We start from the raw sequence: 17376 nt of genomic DNA on the forward strand, positions 1-17376 counted from the left end.
ATTTAAACATTAAGTGAAAATAAAAAGAGGAAGCAACTTGTATAAAGTTGCTTCCTTTACTATTCAAATTTCGTTGTCATCGTTCCAGTTTTATATTGATTATTAGGATCGAAACGTAATAAATCTCCATAAATTAATTTATCGGAGAGTTTTAATTCTGTTTTTGCTTTTTCAATATACGGCTGACATAGCGTCATATCAGCTTCTTCACCCGTACTTCTTTTGTAGCACATATTTTTTGTATAAACATACTCTTCAGAAACAAAGCTACCATCACGCATTACCATAAGCGGGTCTTTTTCTTTAATAAATAAGTCAGTTCCAAATTCAACGGATTTATTTGTTTTAATACCAAGTAAATGAAGGAGCGTTGGTTTAATATCAATTTGACCAGATACTTTAGAAACAACTTTTCCTTCTTGACCAGGCACATGAATAATAAGAGGAACTCGTTGTAATTGCATAGAATCGAATGGTGTAATAGTATCTTTTCCTAGGAACTGTGCCATAGCTGCGTTATGGTTTTCGGAAATACCATAATGATCACCATAAATGACAATAACGGAATTATCATACAGTCCTTCTTCTTTTAATTGTTTAATAAATAATTTAAGAGCTTCATCTGTGTAACGAACAGTTGGGAAGTAGCGGTTTACAACACCACTTTCTGAGTTGAATTCATCAACATATTGGTCTTCCGGATTTAGAAGAAACGGAAAATGATTTGTTAATGTAATAAATTTTGTATAGAACGGTTGCGGTAAAGATTTTAACTTTGGAATAGATTGTTCAAAGAACTGTTTATCTTTTAATCCCCAACCGACAGACATTTGTTCCGTTCCTGCGTAATCATTTAAATTAAAGTAACGATCATATCCAAGCGCAGGATACATTACATCCCGATTCCAAAACGTTTTATCATTTGAATGGAAGACGGCAGAAGAATATCCGTATTTCTTTAATTGTTCTGGTGTCGCTGTGTATTCGTTTGTTGCATGAGTAAAGAATACAGAACCACGATCTAGCGGATAAAGTGAGTTTTCAACGATAAATTCAGCATCAGAAGTTTTGCCTTGTCCAGTTTGATGATAGAAGTTATCGAAATAGAAACTATCCTTAATAAATTCATTTAAAAATGGGGTAATTTCTTTTCCATTTATTTTTTTATTAATAACAAAGCTTTGTGTAGATTCCATTGAAATTAAAATTACATTTTTACCTTTTGCAGCTCCAAATAAGTTTTTATCAACTTGTTTGTCTTTTGAGTCTGTATAGTTTTTGATTTCAGAAAATCCATCCCCACTTGCAAATACACGCTCAGCTGAAGACTTGGATTGAAGTGTAATATCAAATAGATGATATGTGTATAAACCTAAATTCTTTACGACAGTTTGACGGTCAAATGAGCGCGAGAACATTTGTGGTTTATAAATAACTGATACAACAATTTGTAGTGCTAATAAAGCTGTTACACCGCTAAAGAAAGTTCGCTTCTCTGAGCGGGAAAGTGGTGTTTTGTCGCCAAATGATGGGAATTTACGCGAAATAAACATTAAAATAATTGCATCTGCAAATAAAAGTAATGTTTTGTACGTAAAGAGTTCTTTTATACTTGTCCCTAAATCAGCCATATTGTTTGTTTGGAATAAAACCGGGAAAGTAACGAAATCGTTATAGAACCCATAAAACATTGCGTTTCCAAATAAAATAAATGACAGTATAAAACTGATTCCAATTATAATTCGGTTTCGGTACTTAGATGCAAGTAAAGCTAAGCCGAAAAATAAAAGTAACGCAGCTAGTGGATTAATAAAAAGCATGAATTCTTCAAAGAAATTATCAATTTTAATATCAAATGCTAGCTTGTACACAATATATGTTTTAATCCATAGTAAAACGACTGCAACGAGTGCAAATCGCAGTTTTGGAAACAGATGTTGTAGCATAATATACTCCTCTCCTAAAAAGCATGACAGTTCTTGTGAGTCAGTTTGCTTAACGACTCATTTTATATATACGAACAGTCCTTTGTTATTATGATTATTATACTATGAGTATCATTATACGAAAATAAAAGAGAGTTGTGGGCTTTTTTATAATAATCGAGTAGAAAAAGAGTGGTGGGAGACAATAAAACAGAATTTCTATGTATGATAATTATCGTACGCAGAAAGAATCGCGTGATAATACGGAGGTTATAATGCGAAAATTATTATATTTTATAGCATGCAGTAGTGTTATACTTTTTACCTCACCGAGTGTGTCAATAGCTCAATATGATGCACCTCTTATGGAAGATGCACTTTATTCTGTTTTATTTCCAAAAATAAATAAAGCAATTGAAAAACAATATGGAAGTTTGAAACCGTATCAATGCCCTAAAATTATTAGTTTAAAAAAAGTGTATAGCGGTACATATTTATTTCAAGCAAGTATTGAAGTGACAAAGTATGAACGTGTTGCTGGGAAAATTGCTCCCCCATTTGAGAAGGTAACGATTACATTTAATAACGAAGAAGGCGAATGGGAAGTGACAAAGATTTCAGTAAAGCGCTTACCAAATGATACAAAATTAAACTGCAAAAAAACAATATAAAAAATTGTTTGACAAATAAAATGGTCCTTTGGTATTGTTAATAGCAACAATTAGATGTTTGAAAATTAAATAGACTTACCTCATCTACTCTCAAAGGTAGAGGCCGCGATAGGAAAGAGTAAGCTATGGGAGATTTCATGGAATCTGTGATCATAGGCTGAAAGGGACTATTGCCGAAATATAAGAATAACCATCTTATTCATATATTGGGACTACATTGAATAAATGTAGTACTGTCATAAGATTTATTTTATGGAGAGCTATTTGGAGATGTTGATGCGGTTTCTTATTTTGAGGAGATAACAACTCGTTTATTTTTTCAATATATATTTTTCCTAATAAGAAACGCGTGTGAACATTGTTCCGCGCGTTTTTTGTCTATCTAAAAGCGTGCTGCAATGAATAGAAGATTGGGGTTATGAGTTTTAGAGGAAATAAGGGAGGAATTTAAATGTATTTACACGGCACAAGCCGAATTAATGGGCAAGGACACTTAGAAATTGGAGGGTGCGATACGACGCAGCTAGCAAAGCAATACGGAACACCACTTTATGTATACGATGAAGAGTCTATTCGAGGAAAATGCCGAGCATTTCATCGTGCTTTTAAAGAAAGTGGTTTCTCTTATCAAGTAGCATATGCAAGCAAGGCGTTCTTGTGCATGGAGATGTGCCGAGTAGCTCGTGAAGAGAATATGTCATTAGACGTTGTTTCTGGAGGAGAATTATATACTGCGCTCCAAGCAGGATTTCCAGCATCACGTATTCATTTTCATGGAAATAATAAAACAGAAGAAGAGATAGTGATGGCTCTTCAGGCGAATATCGGTTGTTTTGTCGTAGATAATTTCTTTGAATTAGAAGTTTTACACGATTTAGCGATGCAACATGGAAAGTTTGTGAACATATTAATTCGTGTAACGCCTGGAGTAGAGGCGCACACACATGAATATATTACAACAGGCCAAGATGATTCGAAATTTGGATTTGGCGTTTCAAACGGTCAAGCGATGCAGGCAATTGGATTTGCTTTACAAAAATCCAATTATAATGTGCTAGGGATTCATTCACATATCGGATCGCAAATATTTGAAACAGCTGGCTTTGTTCGAGCGATTGAAGTTCTTCGCCAATTTTTAGAAGAAGTGAGAGAGCAAACAAACTATGTAGTAAAAGTGTTAAATGTAGGTGGGGGATTTGGAATACGCTACACAGAGTCGGATACACCGTTAACTCTTGAGACATATGTGCGAGCTGTAACAAGTGCAGTGAGAGAACAATTTACTGTATGTGAATATCCATTGCCAGAAATATGGATTGAACCAGGCCGTAGCATTGTAGGTGATGCTGGGACAACAATTTATACAGTTGGGTCTGTGAAAGATATTCCTGGTATTCGGAAATATGTATCAGTCGATGGTGGAATGACAGATAATTTAAGACCTGCTTTATATAGTGCGCGTTATGAAGCAATGTTAGCGAATCGAGGGAATGATGAGAATGAGGAACTCGTTTCGATTGCGGGGAAATGTTGTGAGAGCGGAGATATGTTGATTTGGGATATTCATTTACCGAAAGTCGCTTCTGCTGATTTACTAGCAGTTTCCTGTACAGGAGCCTACGGGTACTCGATGGCGAATAATTACAATCGGATTCGAAGACCAGCCGTTGTCTTTGCAAAAGGCGGAACATCGCAAGTAGTTGTGGAACGCGAAACATATGAAAATATTATTGGGAACGATCGCATACGTATTAAAGAGCTTGTTTAAATAGAAAAAGGAGTTGTTCGGATGGGCAATTCCTTTTTTGTAAAATAAAATAATTAAAATATATCGGAAAACTAGGATTGAAAAAAATCAGAATTGTGATAAAATACAAATACAAAGCTTATCAAGAGAAGCGGAGGGAACTGGCCCGAAGAAGCTCGGCAACCTGCTTATAGAAAGCAAGGTGCTAAATCCAGCAAAATGGAATCCATTTTGAAAGATAAGGTAAAATATATTACCGAACAGTCTTTTCGAAATGGGAAAGATTTTTTTTATGAATAAAAAGGGGGGCTGTTCGCGTGGGTGTACGGGAACATTTTGATGAAGTATCCGAGAAGATTGAAGCGATGCTTGCTGATATGAAATATGGCTCAATTACAATTGTTGTGCAAGATGGAAAAGTAATTCAGTTAGAGAAAAGTGAAAAAGTACGTTTAAAGTGAAAAGCGCTGACTAGAAAAACTAGAGGCGGTTTTAACCTATTTTCATTAGGTTAAAACCGTCTTTTTGCTTTTACAGGGGGAAAAAACATGTTGACGTATGAAACGTGGGAAGAAAATGTTGTTTCGTTTTCGGAAGAAGATGAAACAAAAGGCGCGTTATCAGTATTAAATTGGGCTTATGAAGAGTATAAAGATGAAATCGTCTACGCATGTAGCTTTGGGGTGGAAGGTATGGTATTGCTGCACCTTATAAACCAAGTAAATCCATCTGCTAAAGTTGTATTTTTGGATACAAATGTTCATTTTCAAGAAACATATGAATTAATTCAAAGAGTGAGGGAACGATTTCCTTCATTGAATATTATAGAAAAGCAGCCAGAACTTACACTTGATGAACAGGCGAAGTTGCATGGTGAAAAACTGTGGGAGAGCAATCCGAATCTTTGTTGTAAGATTAGAAAAATTTTACCTTTAGAAAAATCATTAGTCGTGGAAAAAGCATGGATATCGGGCTTAAGAAGGGAACAATCAGAAACACGTAAGCATACAAAGTTTATAAATCAAGATCATCGTTTTCAATCTATTAAAGTTTGTCCACTCATTCATTGGACGTGGAAAGAAGTTTGGCGATATGTATACAAACATAGCTTGCCGTATAACCCGTTGCATGATGTTGGCTATCCAAGTATTGGGTGTGAGAAATGTACTTTACCTGTAGGGGATGGTGGCGATTCAAGAGATGGTAGATGGGCTGGGAAAGTGAAAACCGAATGTGGTCTTCATTATCAATAAGATGAATCTTGAAATAAAGCTAAGAGGGGATATAGAAAATGAGCACAGTAAACGAATTAGTAAACCGTATAGATGAGACATATGATGTATCACAAATTGAAAAAGAAATTAAATTAGACAACATTGCTTTAAGTGATTTAGAACTATTGGCGACAGGTGGATATAGCCCGCTTACTGGTTTTTTGGGGAAGGAAGATTATGATTCAGTCATAGAGACGCTTCGTTTAGCAAATGGTAGTGTGTGGAGTATACCAATTACATTACCGGTAACAGAAGAAGTCGCAGAAAGCCTGAAGACCGGAGAGGAAGTAAAGCTTGTCAACAATGGAAATATATATGGTGCTATTCAAATAGAAGATATTTTCGTACCAGATAAAGAAAAAGAAGCGTTACTTGTATATAAAACAACGGATGAGGTTCATCCAGGAGTGAAAAAGTTATATGAACGACCAAACGTTTACGTTGGAGGAACTATTATTCTAACAAAACGCTTTGAAAATAATCAATTTCCTTCTTATCATTTAGACCCAATTGAAACGAGAGAAGAATTTAAAAAACGTGGGTGGAAAACAGTAGTCGGATTTCAAACGAGAAACCCGGTACATCGTGCCCATGAGTATATTCAAAAATCTGCTCTTGAAATTGTAGATGGTCTCTTTTTAAATCCACTCGTTGGAGAAACGAAATCGGACGATATTCCTGCTGATGTAAGAATGGAAAGCTATGAAGTACTCCTTCAAAACTATTATCCGAAAAATCGTGTCTTTTTAAGTGTATTTCCTGCTGCAATGCGTTACGCAGGACCAAGAGAAGCGATATTTCATGCGTTAGTAAGAAAGAATTTTGGATGTACCCACTTTATTGTAGGACGTGATCATGCCGGAGTAGGAGATTATTACGGAACATACGAAGCGCAAGAAATCTTCACGAATTTTACGATAGAAGAGTTAGGCATTACACCACTATTCTTTGAACATAGTTTTTACTGCACGAAATGTGAAGCGATGGCTTCAACGAAAACATGTCCGCACGGAAAAGAAGATCATGTTATTTTATCAGGTACGAAAGTAAGAGAATTATTAAGAAACGGTGAGATTCCGCCAAGTACATTTAGTCGTAAAGAAGTAGTAGAAGTGCTAATTAAAGGTTTAAAAAAAGAAGTAGTAACAGAATAGGGAGAGAACGAGATGGATACGAATATTACTTGGCATACAGCTTCGGTTTCAAAAGATGAGAGAAGAGTGAAGAATGGACATCACAGTTTTGTAATTTGGTTTACTGGTTTATCAGCTTCGGGTAAATCTACAGTAGCGAATGCGGTCGCTCGTAAACTGTTTGAAAAGAATATTGGAAATTATGTGCTGGATGGGGATAACATTCGCCACGGTTTAAATAAAGACTTAGGATTTTCTGAAAGTGATCGCATGGAAAATATAAGACGTATTGGCGAAGTGGCAAAGTTATTTGTAGATCAAGGAACGGTTGTCCTTACAGCATTTATTTCACCATTTCGAGTAGACCGCAAACAAGTAAGAGATTTATTAGCGGCAGATGAATTTATTGAAATTTTTGTGAAGTGTCCGATTGAAGAGTGTGAGAAACGTGATCCGAAAGGGCTTTATAAAAAGGCAAGAAAAGGTGATATTAAGGATTTCACAGGTATTGATTCGCCTTATGAAGAGCCAGAGCAAGCAGAATTAATTGTAGAAACGCACAAATATTCTATTGAAGAATGTGCAGAACAAATCGTGAAGTACTTACAAGAGCGTAGTTTTATCCCGCTATTTGCCGGGAAGTAAAATTCCTACCTCAAAGTTCGATTGGGGCAAGGAAGTTAGGTGGGGGTCGGGCTGCCCGTAAATACCCGATTGGTTAAGGCTAATAATCAGCGTGGGATGAACAAAACTCTACTGATTAAAGTTTCACTTTATATAGGGGGATTTAAAAATGAGTTATGAAAAAGTATGGGCTAACAATGAAAAACTAAATCAAACGGAGAAAAATAAATTAGAAAAAGATGGCTTAGAAATTTTTAATGATATTCCTTACTATGCGGAAAATGGATTTGAATCTATTCCGAAAGAAGAGTGGGATGCTTTTAAATGGGCGGGATTGTATTTACAACGTCCAAAAGAAGCTGGTTATTTTATGATGCGGGTAAATATTCCGTCAGGGATTATTACAAATGCGCAGGCAGAAGTACTTGCTTCTATCGCTGAGGATTATGGACGTGATGTAATAGATATTACTACGAGACAGGCGATTCAGTTTCACTGGTTAGAAATTCAGCAAATACCAGATATTTTTAAAAGATTAGCAAGAGTTGGATTATCTTCAGCGGGGGCTTGTGGTGATATAACGCGGAATATTACAGGTAATCCGCTTGCTGGAATTGATGCAAATGAACTATTTGATACGACACATATTGTGAAAGAGGTATATGACTATTTCCAACATAATGAAGAGTTTTCTAATTTGCCACGTAAATTTAAAATGTCTATTAGTTCTAATATTTATAACTCAGCAAACGCAGAGATTAACTGTGTTGCATTTACACCTGCTACGAAAGAAATAGATGGTGAGAAAAAAGTTGGTTTTCATATAAAAGTAGGCGGAGGATTATCAGCCCGTCCATATTTAGCTGATGAATTAGATGTGTTCGTTTTACCAGAAGAAGTGAAGGCAGTGGCAATTGCGATTGCTACTATATTCCGTGATTTTGGATATCGTGAGAAACGTCATTTAGCTCGTTTGAAATTTCTTGTTGCGGACTGGGGAGCAGAGAAATTTAAAGAGAAACTAATAGAGTATACAGGGCCTTTACAAAGTAAAGGGGAAAGTGCACTCAAAGGATGGAATGCAGGCTATTTTTATGGTGTTCAAGACCAAAAACAAGAGGGATTAAAATATGTAGGTTTTAATGTACCGGTAGGTCGTTTACATGCAGAAGAAATGTTTGAGATTGCAAGAATCGCAAAGCAATATGGAAATGGACAAATTCGTACATGTAATTCACAAAATTTCATTATTCCGAACGTTCCTCCGGAAAATGTAAAAGGATTACTTAGTGAACCGTTGTTTGAAGCGATATCTGCAAGCCCAAAATCATTTATTGGTCATGCGGTTTCATGTACCGGTATTGAATATTGTAATCTTGCACTAGTAGAAACGAAAGAAAGATTACGAAAAATTGCAGAATACTTAGATACACAAATTGCACTCGATGTTCCAGTTCGAATTCATATGGTAGGCTGCCCGAATTCATGTGGTCAACGTCAAATTGCTGACATTGGGTTACAAGGGGTGAAAATGAAAACGAAGGAAAAGGGAATTGTTGAAGCATTTGAGATATATGTAGGTGGAACGTTGTTAGATGGCGGTGCCTACAATCAAAAGTTAAAAGGAAAAATAGATGGCGAGGATTTACCTGATGTACTTGCATCATTTATAAGTTATTTCAAAGAGAATAAATTACCAGCCGAAACATTTTATGATTTTGTAGGTCGTGTTGGTGTAGACACATTACAAATAGCGTTAAATAATGTGTTAGAAGAAGTCATAGCGTCTTAGGGGGGACAATATGGATTTATATCGATTTGAAGCTGTATTAGTGAGTGATATTGTTCCGATTGTTGTTGTTGCTCAAAGTGAAGAACAGGCATTTAAGCTTGCGGAGATTGAGCTTGAAAAACATTTTTTACCGTTGCCAGAGGTAAAAGAGATTTCTTTGTTTGAAAAAAAGAAGATTCGAAAAGGTGCAGCATTTGTTATTCATGAGTAGAGATTAGTAATACGAAAAAATAAAAACTTCCATTCTTATATACGAATGGAAGTTTCATTTTAATAGTAGAAATGAGGAGAGATGATGGGGAAGGTTTATATTGTTGGAGCGGGTCCTGGCGATCCAGATTTAATTACTGTTAAAGGGTTGAAATGTATTGAGAAGGCAGATGTTATTTTATACGATCGCCTTGTGAATAAAGAGCTGCTTTCACACGCAAAGCCTGACGCGGATTTAATTTATTGCGGGAAACTCCCGAATTATCACACGATGAAGCAAGAAACAATTAATACATTTCTTATTAAGTATGCGAAAAAAGGGAAAGTTGTAACGAGGCTTAAGGGCGGCGATCCATTTGTATTTGGTAGAGGGGGAGAAGAAGCGGAAGCATTAGCAAAGCAAGGTGTACCATTTGAAATCGTCCCAGGTATTTCGTCTGGAATAGCTGCACCTGCTTATGCTGGTATTCCAGTGACGCACCGTGATGCAAGTGCAAGTTTTGCTATTGTGACTGGGCATAGGAAAGAAGGTGCTGAAGAAGAAGTGAAATGGGAAAGTTTAGCGAAAGGTGTAGAGACTTTAGCGATATATATGGGGGTTAGTAATTTGCCCTACATATGTGAGCAACTTATGAAGCATGGAAAAGATAAAAGTACGCCAGCTGCTATTATTGAGCAGGGGACGACGTCTATGCAACGTACAGTTGTTGGGACATTAGGAACAATTGTAGATGTTGCGAAAAAAGAGCAAATTCAAAATCCGAGCATGATTGTAATTGGAGAAGTTGTCCGTTTTAGAGAAAAAATCCATTGGTTTGAGAAGCAAACGGAAAATGCTTATCAAGTAAGTGGAGTGTTGTAAAATGAAAGCCGTCTTATATATATGTCATGGAAGTCGTTTGAAGACAGCGAAAGAAGAGGCGATTCAATTTATTACATCGTGTATGAGTCGTATAGAAGCGAATATTCAAGAAGTTTGTTTTTTAGAGTTAGCGAATCCTTCTATTGAAGATGGTTTTCGTACATGTGTGAAGCGTGGGGCCACGGAGATTATTGCCATCCCTGTTTTTTTATTAGCGGCAGGTCATGTGAAGAAAGATATTCCATTTGAATTGGTAAAGCTCAAGAATCAATATCCGAATGTTAAAGTGACTTATGGTAATCCGTTTGGTGTATCAGAAACACTGATCAAATCAGTATATAACGGAAGTGGTATTGAAAAGGAAGGGAAGGCTGAAGTGACCCTTCTGCTCGTTGCAAGAGGAAGTAGTGATCCTGAAGTATTACAAGATATAAAATGGATCGCCTCTTTATTTCAAGCTGAGGAGAAAATTAAAAAAGTTGAGGTTTGTTATTTAGCGGCTGCGGAGCCGAAATTTGAGAGGAAATTGAAGGAAGTTGTAGAACGGGAAGTGGAGAACATCGTTGTGCTACCTTATTTGTTATTTACAGGTTTACTTATGAAACATATTGAGAAAGAAGTGCGCCAATATGCATTGGAAGAGATAAAAATCAGTCCATATTTAGGGAAGAATGAAGCGTTACAAGATATGTTAATTCAGAAAACGACGGAGTTATTGAAAGGAGATCAGTATGTATCCACTTACAGTGCGAGTTAATGAGAAACGCGTTGTTGTTATTGGTGGGGGAAAAGTTGCAGGATTTAAAATTATTCCTTTACTCAAACAAGGTGCGGATATAGTTGTGATCAGTCCAGAATTAGATGCGAATTTAGTAAAACTTGTGGAAGAAAAGAAAATTCGTTGGTATCAAAGAGAATATGAAAAAAGTGATATTAAAAATGCTTTTTTAGTTGTTGCAGCGAGTAGTGATTCAATATTAAATGAACAAGTTGCTGAAGATGCCGCAGAGAATCAATTAGTAAATGTTATTACAAATCCGGAAAGTGGTAATGTTCACTTTCCAGCAGCGATTCATCGTGGTTTGCTTAATATAGCAGTTTCTACTGGGGGAGCGAGCCCAAAGCTCGCAAAAAAAATTCGAGATGAGATTGCAAATAAATATGATGAGACATATGAATCGTATTTAGATTTTTTATATGAAGTAAGGGTGAAGTTAAAAGATTTACAGTTAGAAAAGAGAGAACGAAATATATTACTCCAAGAAGTGTTGAAATCAGTATATGTGCAAAACGAGAGAGAAAGAGAAAGTTTTTTGCGAGAATTAGAGGGAAAGATTTTAAAATAATAAAAGATAAAGTGCGCTTTACAAATATAAAAATATAATTTATAATCACAAGTAACTTCAATAGATGAAATCGATGAGCAAGAAGAGTACGTATATTTGATGCGTTCAGAGAGCTGGGGTTAGGTGGGAGCCCGGTACGATAAATTATACAGAATGGGCTTGCGAGAGGTATGTTGAACATTGTAGTAGGCAACCCGGGTTCCGCCGTTAAAAGGATAGAGTATCGGAATTATTCCTGTACTTGAACAAGTGGGATTTATCAATCCAATTGAGGTGGTACCACGGTATTTACATTACATATATCGTCCTCTACATGCATATTTGCGTGTAGGGGACTTTTTTATTTTCTAAAGGAGGTGTGCGAGTATGAAATGAAAGTGTATAATTAACAAAAGTTTAAATATTCAGAAAAGGAGAATTTATGATGAAAGAAACACAGCAATGGACGTCGAAAATAGGCTTTGTACTCGCAGCAGCCGGAGCCGCAGTAGGTCTTGGTGCGATATGGAAATTTCCATATGTTGCAGGTAATGGCGGGGGAGGCGCATTCTTCCTTGTATTTTTACTGCTAACTTTATTTATAGGTATGCCTCTTCTAATAGCGGAGTTTGTTATTGGACGTAGCACGCAAAAAGAGGCGGTTACAGCTTATAAAGTACTAGTGCCAAATAGCAAATTATATCCTTGGATTGGTCGTATGGGAGTTGTTACTTGTTTTAGTGTACTATCTTTTTATAGTGTTGTAGGTGGATGGATTTTACTTTATTTATATTATAGTGTGACAGGAAGTTTCTGGAATGGAGTAGCTGATTATGGACAATTGTTCGGTGAAACGATTTCAAATCCGTTAAGTGCGATTGGAGCGCAATTTATCTTTATGCTTTGTACGATTTTTGTTGTAAGTAAAGGTGTAGAGAAAGGTATAGAAAAGGCAAGTAAGTACATGATGCCGCTATTATTTATTTTATTTATTGCGATTATTGTTCGTGCGTTAACACTCGATGGTGCTTTTGCTGGAGTAGAGTTCTTCTTAAAACCAGATTTTTCAAAGCTTACAGCAGATACAATTTTATATGCGATGGGACAATCTTTCTTCTCGCTAACTGTAGGTGCCTCGGTAATGGTAACGTATAGTTCGTATTTAAAGAAAGAGGAACATTTAGCGAAATCGGCAACATCTATTGTAAGTTTAACTGTTTTTGTTACAGTACTTGCAGGATTAGCAATTTTCCCAGCGATTTTCGCATTAGGAGTTAAACCGACTGAAGGACCGGGATTACTGTTTATCGTCCTTCCAGCAGTATTTGCAAAAATACCATTTGGTCAATTTTTCTTTATTATGTTTTTAATTTTATTCTTCTTTGCGACTTTAACATCAGCAATTTCAATGCTTGAAATTGTAGTAGCATCTGTTGCGAAAGGTAATGAGAAGAAGCGTCCGTCAGCATCATTATTAATTGGTATTCTTATTTTTGCAGTCGGTATTCCATCAGCGTTATCATTTGGGATTATGAGTGACGTGAAAATATTTGGGAAAACATTCTTTGATTTAGTCGACTTTTCGGTAAGTAACGTATTGCTGCCGTTAGGAGTACTAGCTATTTCATTATTTGTACCAAATAAAATGAGTAAAGAGTTGTTGATGAAAGAATTAGAAGTGACGGAAACGAAGGGGAAAACGTTATTTAACATTTGGTTCTTCTTACTTCGTTATGTCATTCCGATAACTGTAATAATTGTATTTTTAAATGTGATAGGTGTATTTAAAATGTTTGCATAAAAAAAGGCGGGGATCTCCCGTCTTTTTTTATGTTGTTGAATGTAATAGACGATTATACGCTTTATAGGCTGTGGTGACTGCGAGGAATGAACCGATTAAAAATAAAACTGATCCGCCAAATGTAAATATCCGGCCGATAAATGTCGCTCTAGCTTCTTCTATTTTTTGTTGTAATTGCGTATTCATATTGATCACCTCGTAAACTATAGGCATTTAGTTATAGTCTATGTAGAATGCCTATATTGTGTGAAGTGTAAATAAAAAACCTCGGTAGGTACCGAGGTTTTTTATAATCCGATATAAGGAGATGGGTCGACTGCGTTTGTCTTGCCGACATTCCATTCTCCAAGATGAAGTTCGAAGTGTAAATGTTGTCCGTATGATTGGCCCGTGTTCCCCATAAATCCAAGCTGATCGCCTTGTTTTACAGTTTGTCCATTCGATACAGAACGGCTATTCATATGAGCATATACTGTCGTATATGTTTTTCCGTTTATACGGTGAGATAAATACACTACGTTTCCGTAACTAGATGATAATTCTGAGCGAATAACAACGCCATCTGCAGCAGCGATAATTGGAACCGTTCCCGAAGCGGCGATGTCAATTCCTTTATGGTTATCTAAAGAACGTACACCAAATCCGGAAGTTTTTGATCCAGCTGCTGGTTTGATAAAGCCACCGATGTTTGTATCATGTGGTGTTGGAGCTGCTTGAGTTGCTTGAGCAGATTTAGTAGCTTGTTGTTTGCGAGCCTCTTCTGCCTGGCGAGCTTCTTCCGCTTTACGAGCTTCTTCGGCCCGTTTTTCTTCTTCAATTGCTTTTTGCACAGCTTGACGTTGATTTTCTAAAATGCCTTTGGATTCTTCTAATCCTTCAATCTCTGAATCTACTTTTGCTACTTTCGTATGTAGATCGTTAATAAGAGTCTGTTGCTGCTGTTGGTTATTTTGTAATTCTTGTTGTTTTTGTTCTAGTTTTTGCTCAGATTCTTTCAGTTGTTGTTCTTTTTTCTCAACAGCTTCTTTTTCTGTAGTTACAGCATTTTGATCAGATGTTTGTTTTTTTACAATATCTGTATCGTTGTTTAATATTAAACTTACGGAGTACATATTATCAACAAGATCAGCAATGTTTGTAGAGTTTGTTAATACTTCTGTAATGATATTTGTACGCGGTTTTTCTTGCATAGATTGTAATCGTTGTTTAATAACTTCCTGACGTGTATCTATGTTTGTTTGTAATTGTTCTATATGTTTCTTTTTGTCAGTAATTACTTGTTGTGTTTTGCTAATTTCTTTTTTTGTATCGTTTAATTCAGCCTCGTTTTTATTAATAGAAGTAGTTAATTCATCGATTTTTTTCTGTAATTCTTGAATTTCTTTTTCTATTTGTTCTTTCTCGACTGATTTATTTTGTAAGTCACTTTGTTTGCCTTCTAATTCAGATTGAATGTTAGATAATTTATCTTGATTTGTTTCAGCGTATACGGGTGAAAGTAACGGGGAAGCAAAAATCGTTCCTGCTGCTAAAACACTAAACGCTGCAAATTTCTTTTTCATAGTTGTCTGACTCCTTTCCCTATGAATGTTATATATCATAAGAAGAAGAGTGTCTATCGTTGTAATCATAATGTAAAGAAAACTTTATAAAATTGCTAAGTTTTGTCGGAATTTATCATTTTTCAACTTTAATTGTCATAGTACTTACATTTTATTTATGGCTGTAATAAAGGTATATTTTGGGATTTATCTGTAAAATACAGGAGGAAAGTAATAGTTTTTATGGGGTGAAATAGTACTTAGAAAGCTAATAAAACACTAGTAAGGAATCGTTCTCATGTGAGGTTTTCTAACATGGGTTTATTTTTTGTCAAGAAAATTATTTGCATTCGGGGAAAGTTATTTTGTTGTCAGATTTTAAATTTTGATTTATGATTTTTAACAGGGACAAAATGTAGTGAATTGTCGAATAATATGTAATACTCTTAATTTCTTAGTTTTATAGAGATAGAATGAGAGATAGAGTGACACATCGAAGAGGGGGTTACAACAAATATGAAAAGAATAGGACTTGCATGGCAAATATTAATAGGGCTTGCGCTTGGTATTGCGGTTGGGGCGATTTTCTTTGATAATCCAGCTGTTGTGAAGTACTTACAACCAATTGGTGATATTTTCATCCGATTAATTAAAATGATCGTTGTACCGATTGTTGTAGCAAGTATTGTTGTTGGGGTTGCTGGTGTTGGCGATGTTAAAAAACTAGGTCGACTAGGCGGAAAAACAATTCTTTACTTTGAAATTATTACAACAATTGCAATTATTGTTGGTCTATTAATAGCGAATATTTTCCAACCAGGAAAAGGCGTAAATATGGAGCAGTTAACAAAGACAGATATTTCGAAATATACACATACGACAGAGCAAGTACAAAGTCATTCATTTGCAGATACGTTTGTAAATATTGTTCCAACGAACATTATGAAGTCATTGGCTGACGGAGATATGCTTGCTATTATCTTCTTCTCTGTACTATTTGGTTTAGGTGTAGCAGCAATTGGTGAGAGAGGAAGACCAGTTCTTCAATTTTTCCAAGGTGTAGCTGATGCAATGTTTTATGTAACAAACCAAGTTATGAAATTTGCACCATTTGGTGTGTTTGCACTAATTGGTGTTACAGTTTCTACATTTGGTCTTGCTTCATTAATTCCATTAGGGAAATTACTAATTGTCGTATATGGAGCAATGATCTTCTTCGTCGTAGTTGTCTTAGGACTTACAGCGAAAATATTTGGAATTAACATTTTCCAATTCTTTAAGATTTTAAAAGACGAGCTGATCTTAGCGTATTCTACAGCAAGCTCAGAAACAGTTTTACCAAAAATCATGGAGAAAATGGAGAAATTCGGTTGTCCGAAAGCAATTACATCTTTCGTTATTCCGACAGGTTATTCATTTAACTTAGATGGATCAACTTTATATCAAGCAATTGCAGCTATTTTCTTGGCGCAAATGTACGGTATTGATTTATCTATTACACAACAAATTACATTATTACTTGTATTAATGGTTACATCAAAAGGTATCGCAGGTGTACCGGGCGTATCATTCGTTGTATTATTAGCGACACTTGGTACAGTAGGTATTCCACCTGAAGGTTTAGCGTTCATTGCTGGTATTGACCGTATTTTAGATATGGCTCGTACAGCAGTTAACGTTGTAGGAAACTCTTTAGCAGCTGTAGTTATGTCTAAGTGGGAAGGTCAATATGACGCTGAAAAAGGACAAGCTTATTTAAAAGAGATTTCTGAAAAGGGTCAAGCTGCTTAATTATAATATGAACAAGCTCTCACATAATATGTGGGAGCTTTTCTGTATATAGAAGAGGAGTATACATAATGAAACGTAAATATGGTGACGGTTCTTCGTGGAAAAGACTAATAGAAAAGAGTTATAGGCTTAAGCAAGTGGAAGAGGGAATGCTCGGAATACTGGATATAAAAAAGGTGAGAGAGCCTAGTTGTAAAGAATATGATGGTAAAGAAATTTGTATTGCAAGTGATGGGTATATGTGGGTTCAATATTTCATTAATGGAAAGAACTTTGCGATTACAGCTATGTTAGATGATAGGCACAATTTAGTGCAATATTATATTGATGTGACGAAAGAATATGAAATAGACGATCGTGGTTTACCGTATTTTGATGATTTATATTTAGATGTAGTATTATTACCTAGCGGTAAGGTGTATGTATTAGATGAAGAGGAGCTAGAGGATGCTTATAAAAGTGGCGATGTCACGAAGGAAGAGTATGAGTTAGCTTGGTACACTACGAAATGGATATTAGAAGCAATAAAAAATAGTGAATTTTATTGGATTTCAATATTGGAAGAAGAAATCGAAAAGTTAAAATGATTATTGTATTCAAATTTTTGTATAATTACCAAAAAAATCTATACAAAAAATAATTGACTTTTGTTTTGTAAGCGAGTAAAGTTAGGGAAGAAA

General features: G+C 35.7%; 17 protein-coding genes, 2 riboswitches and 1 other annotated feature. Of the genes, 14 read left to right on the forward strand and 3 right to left on the reverse strand.

The genetic code is table 11. The annotated features are described in order from the left end of the window. Nucleotides 1-59 precede the first annotated feature (59 nt). On the reverse strand, nucleotides 60-1946 hold the full coding sequence (locus tag BM089_RS02675; protein ID WP_000939088.1) for an LTA synthase family protein: 1887 nt from the start codon (nucleotides 1944-1946) through the stop codon (nucleotides 60-62). Between the two features lie 254 nt (nucleotides 1947-2200). Between BM089_RS02675 and BM089_RS02680 the strand changes: the two genes are divergently transcribed. The 12 genes from BM089_RS02680 to BM089_RS02740 all read left to right on the forward strand — a co-directional run bounded on the left by BM089_RS02680 (nucleotide 2201) and on the right by BM089_RS02740 (nucleotide 13364). Further along, the gene (locus BM089_RS02680) at nucleotides 2201-2596 is read left to right on the forward strand and encodes a DUF3888 domain-containing protein (RefSeq protein WP_001228820.1); all 396 of its coding nucleotides are present in this window, start codon (nucleotides 2201-2203) and stop codon (nucleotides 2594-2596) included. Between the two features lie 89 nt (nucleotides 2597-2685). After that, a riboswitch (Lysine riboswitch) is annotated at nucleotides 2686-2867 on the forward strand. A gap of 180 nt (nucleotides 2868-3047) precedes the next feature. Then, the gene (gene lysA, locus BM089_RS02685) at nucleotides 3048-4364 is read left to right on the forward strand and encodes a diaminopimelate decarboxylase (protein ID WP_000280643.1); all 1317 of its coding nucleotides are present in this window, start codon (nucleotides 3048-3050) and stop codon (nucleotides 4362-4364) included. 115 nt (nucleotides 4365-4479) lie between these two features. Continuing rightward, nucleotides 4480-4588: riboswitch (SAM riboswitch) on the forward strand. 72 nt (nucleotides 4589-4660) lie between these two features. Beyond that, the gene (locus tag BM089_RS02690) at nucleotides 4661-4804 is read left to right on the forward strand and encodes a YezD family protein (protein WP_000538896.1); all 144 of its coding nucleotides are present in this window, start codon (nucleotides 4661-4663) and stop codon (nucleotides 4802-4804) included. 87 nt (nucleotides 4805-4891) lie between these two features. Next, complete coding sequence (locus tag BM089_RS02695) at nucleotides 4892-5596, forward strand: phosphoadenylyl-sulfate reductase (RefSeq protein ID WP_000959018.1); 705 nt, start codon at nucleotides 4892-4894, stop codon at nucleotides 5594-5596. Nucleotides 5597-5634: 38 nt separating this feature from the next. Further along, the gene (sat, locus tag BM089_RS02700; RefSeq protein WP_090975935.1) at nucleotides 5635-6771 is read left to right on the forward strand and encodes a sulfate adenylyltransferase; all 1137 of its coding nucleotides are present in this window, start codon (nucleotides 5635-5637) and stop codon (nucleotides 6769-6771) included. A gap of 12 nt (nucleotides 6772-6783) precedes the next feature. Beyond that, nucleotides 6784-7395 (forward strand): adenylyl-sulfate kinase, encoded by a 612-nt coding sequence (gene cysC, locus BM089_RS02705; protein ID WP_029441817.1) that lies wholly within the window; start codon nucleotides 6784-6786, stop codon nucleotides 7393-7395. 148 nt (nucleotides 7396-7543) lie between these two features. Next, nucleotides 7544-9166 (forward strand): nitrite/sulfite reductase, encoded by a 1623-nt coding sequence (locus BM089_RS02710; RefSeq protein WP_000119611.1) that lies wholly within the window; start codon nucleotides 7544-7546, stop codon nucleotides 9164-9166. 10 nt (nucleotides 9167-9176) lie between these two features. After that, nucleotides 9177-9377, forward strand: a complete 201-nt coding sequence (locus tag BM089_RS02715) for a DUF3906 family protein (protein WP_000366918.1) — start codon at nucleotides 9177-9179, stop codon at nucleotides 9375-9377. 84 nt (nucleotides 9378-9461) lie between these two features. Continuing rightward, complete coding sequence (cobA, locus tag BM089_RS02720) at nucleotides 9462-10238, forward strand: uroporphyrinogen-III C-methyltransferase (protein WP_000521256.1); 777 nt, start codon at nucleotides 9462-9464, stop codon at nucleotides 10236-10238. 1 nt (nucleotide 10239) lies between these two features. Then, nucleotides 10240-10995 (forward strand): sirohydrochlorin chelatase, encoded by a 756-nt coding sequence (locus BM089_RS02725; protein WP_000648881.1) that lies wholly within the window; start codon nucleotides 10240-10242, stop codon nucleotides 10993-10995. Further along, a complete protein-coding gene (locus BM089_RS02730; protein WP_071714670.1) occupies nucleotides 10970-11584 on the forward strand; it encodes an NAD(P)-binding protein in 615 nt (204 codons plus the stop codon). Before BM089_RS02725 ends, BM089_RS02730 begins: the two co-directional genes overlap by 26 nt. Before the next feature lie 64 nt (nucleotides 11585-11648). Continuing rightward, nucleotides 11649-11897, forward strand: a binding site (T-box leader). A gap of 111 nt (nucleotides 11898-12008) precedes the next feature. Further along, nucleotides 12009-13364, forward strand: coding sequence for a sodium-dependent transporter (locus tag BM089_RS02740; RefSeq protein WP_000665433.1), 1356 nt, complete (start codon nucleotides 12009-12011; stop codon nucleotides 13362-13364). A 27-nt stretch (nucleotides 13365-13391) separates the two neighbouring features. Here the strand turns inward: BM089_RS02740 and BM089_RS30945 are convergent, their stop codons facing one another. Together BM089_RS30945 and BM089_RS02745 are read right to left on the reverse strand one after the other, a co-directional pair. Further along, nucleotides 13392-13550 (reverse strand): hypothetical protein, encoded by a 159-nt coding sequence (locus BM089_RS30945; RefSeq protein WP_001095997.1) that lies wholly within the window; start codon nucleotides 13548-13550, stop codon nucleotides 13392-13394. Between the two features lie 101 nt (nucleotides 13551-13651). Further along, a complete protein-coding gene (locus BM089_RS02745; protein WP_000726083.1) occupies nucleotides 13652-14926 on the reverse strand; it encodes a murein hydrolase activator EnvC family protein in 1275 nt (424 codons plus the stop codon). A 495-nt stretch (nucleotides 14927-15421) separates the two neighbouring features. Between BM089_RS02745 and gltP the strand changes: the two genes are divergently transcribed. Next, nucleotides 15422-16696, forward strand: a complete 1275-nt coding sequence (gene gltP / locus BM089_RS02750; RefSeq protein ID WP_000821130.1) for a glutamate/aspartate:proton symporter GltP — start codon at nucleotides 15422-15424, stop codon at nucleotides 16694-16696. Between the two features lie 68 nt (nucleotides 16697-16764). Then, nucleotides 16765-17283 (forward strand): ribonuclease FAU-1 family protein, encoded by a 519-nt coding sequence (locus BM089_RS02755; protein WP_000824653.1) that lies wholly within the window; start codon nucleotides 16765-16767, stop codon nucleotides 17281-17283. Nucleotides 17284-17376 lie beyond the last annotated feature (93 nt).

The organism is Bacillus sp. 5mfcol3.1 (assembly GCF_900114335.1).
GTDB lineage: Bacteria > Bacillota > Bacilli > Bacillales > Bacillaceae_G > Bacillus_A > Bacillus_A thuringiensis_S.

Coding starts and splice junctions, on each gene's coding strand:
- BM089_RS02755 (WP_000824653.1), top strand. CDS start 16,765: ATGAAACGTAAATATGGTGACGGTTCTTCGTGGAAAAGACTAATAGAA.
- cysC (WP_029441817.1), top strand. CDS start 6,784: ATGGATACGAATATTACTTGGCATACAGCTTCGGTTTCAAAAGATGAG.
- BM089_RS02745 (WP_000726083.1), bottom strand. CDS start 14,926: ATGAAAAAGAAATTTGCAGCGTTTAGTGTTTTAGCAGCAGGAACGATT.
- BM089_RS30945 (WP_001095997.1), bottom strand. CDS start 13,550: ATGAATACGCAATTACAACAAAAAATAGAAGAAGCTAGAGCGACATTT.
- BM089_RS02675 (WP_000939088.1), bottom strand. CDS start 1,946: ATGCTACAACATCTGTTTCCAAAACTGCGATTTGCACTCGTTGCAGTC.
- BM089_RS02730 (WP_071714670.1), top strand. CDS start 10,970: ATGTATCCACTTACAGTGCGAGTTAATGAGAAACGCGTTGTTGTTATT.
- sat (WP_090975935.1), top strand. CDS start 5,635: ATGAGCACAGTAAACGAATTAGTAAACCGTATAGATGAGACATATGAT.
- BM089_RS02710 (WP_000119611.1), top strand. CDS start 7,544: ATGAGTTATGAAAAAGTATGGGCTAACAATGAAAAACTAAATCAAACG.
- BM089_RS02695 (WP_000959018.1), top strand. CDS start 4,892: ATGTTGACGTATGAAACGTGGGAAGAAAATGTTGTTTCGTTTTCGGAA.
- lysA (WP_000280643.1), top strand. CDS start 3,048: ATGTATTTACACGGCACAAGCCGAATTAATGGGCAAGGACACTTAGAA.
- BM089_RS02715 (WP_000366918.1), top strand. CDS start 9,177: ATGGATTTATATCGATTTGAAGCTGTATTAGTGAGTGATATTGTTCCG.
- cobA (WP_000521256.1), top strand. CDS start 9,462: ATGGGGAAGGTTTATATTGTTGGAGCGGGTCCTGGCGATCCAGATTTA.
- BM089_RS02740 (WP_000665433.1), top strand. CDS start 12,009: ATGAAAGAAACACAGCAATGGACGTCGAAAATAGGCTTTGTACTCGCA.
- gltP (WP_000821130.1), top strand. CDS start 15,422: ATGAAAAGAATAGGACTTGCATGGCAAATATTAATAGGGCTTGCGCTT.
- BM089_RS02680 (WP_001228820.1), top strand. CDS start 2,201: ATGCGAAAATTATTATATTTTATAGCATGCAGTAGTGTTATACTTTTT.
- BM089_RS02725 (WP_000648881.1), top strand. CDS start 10,240: ATGAAAGCCGTCTTATATATATGTCATGGAAGTCGTTTGAAGACAGCG.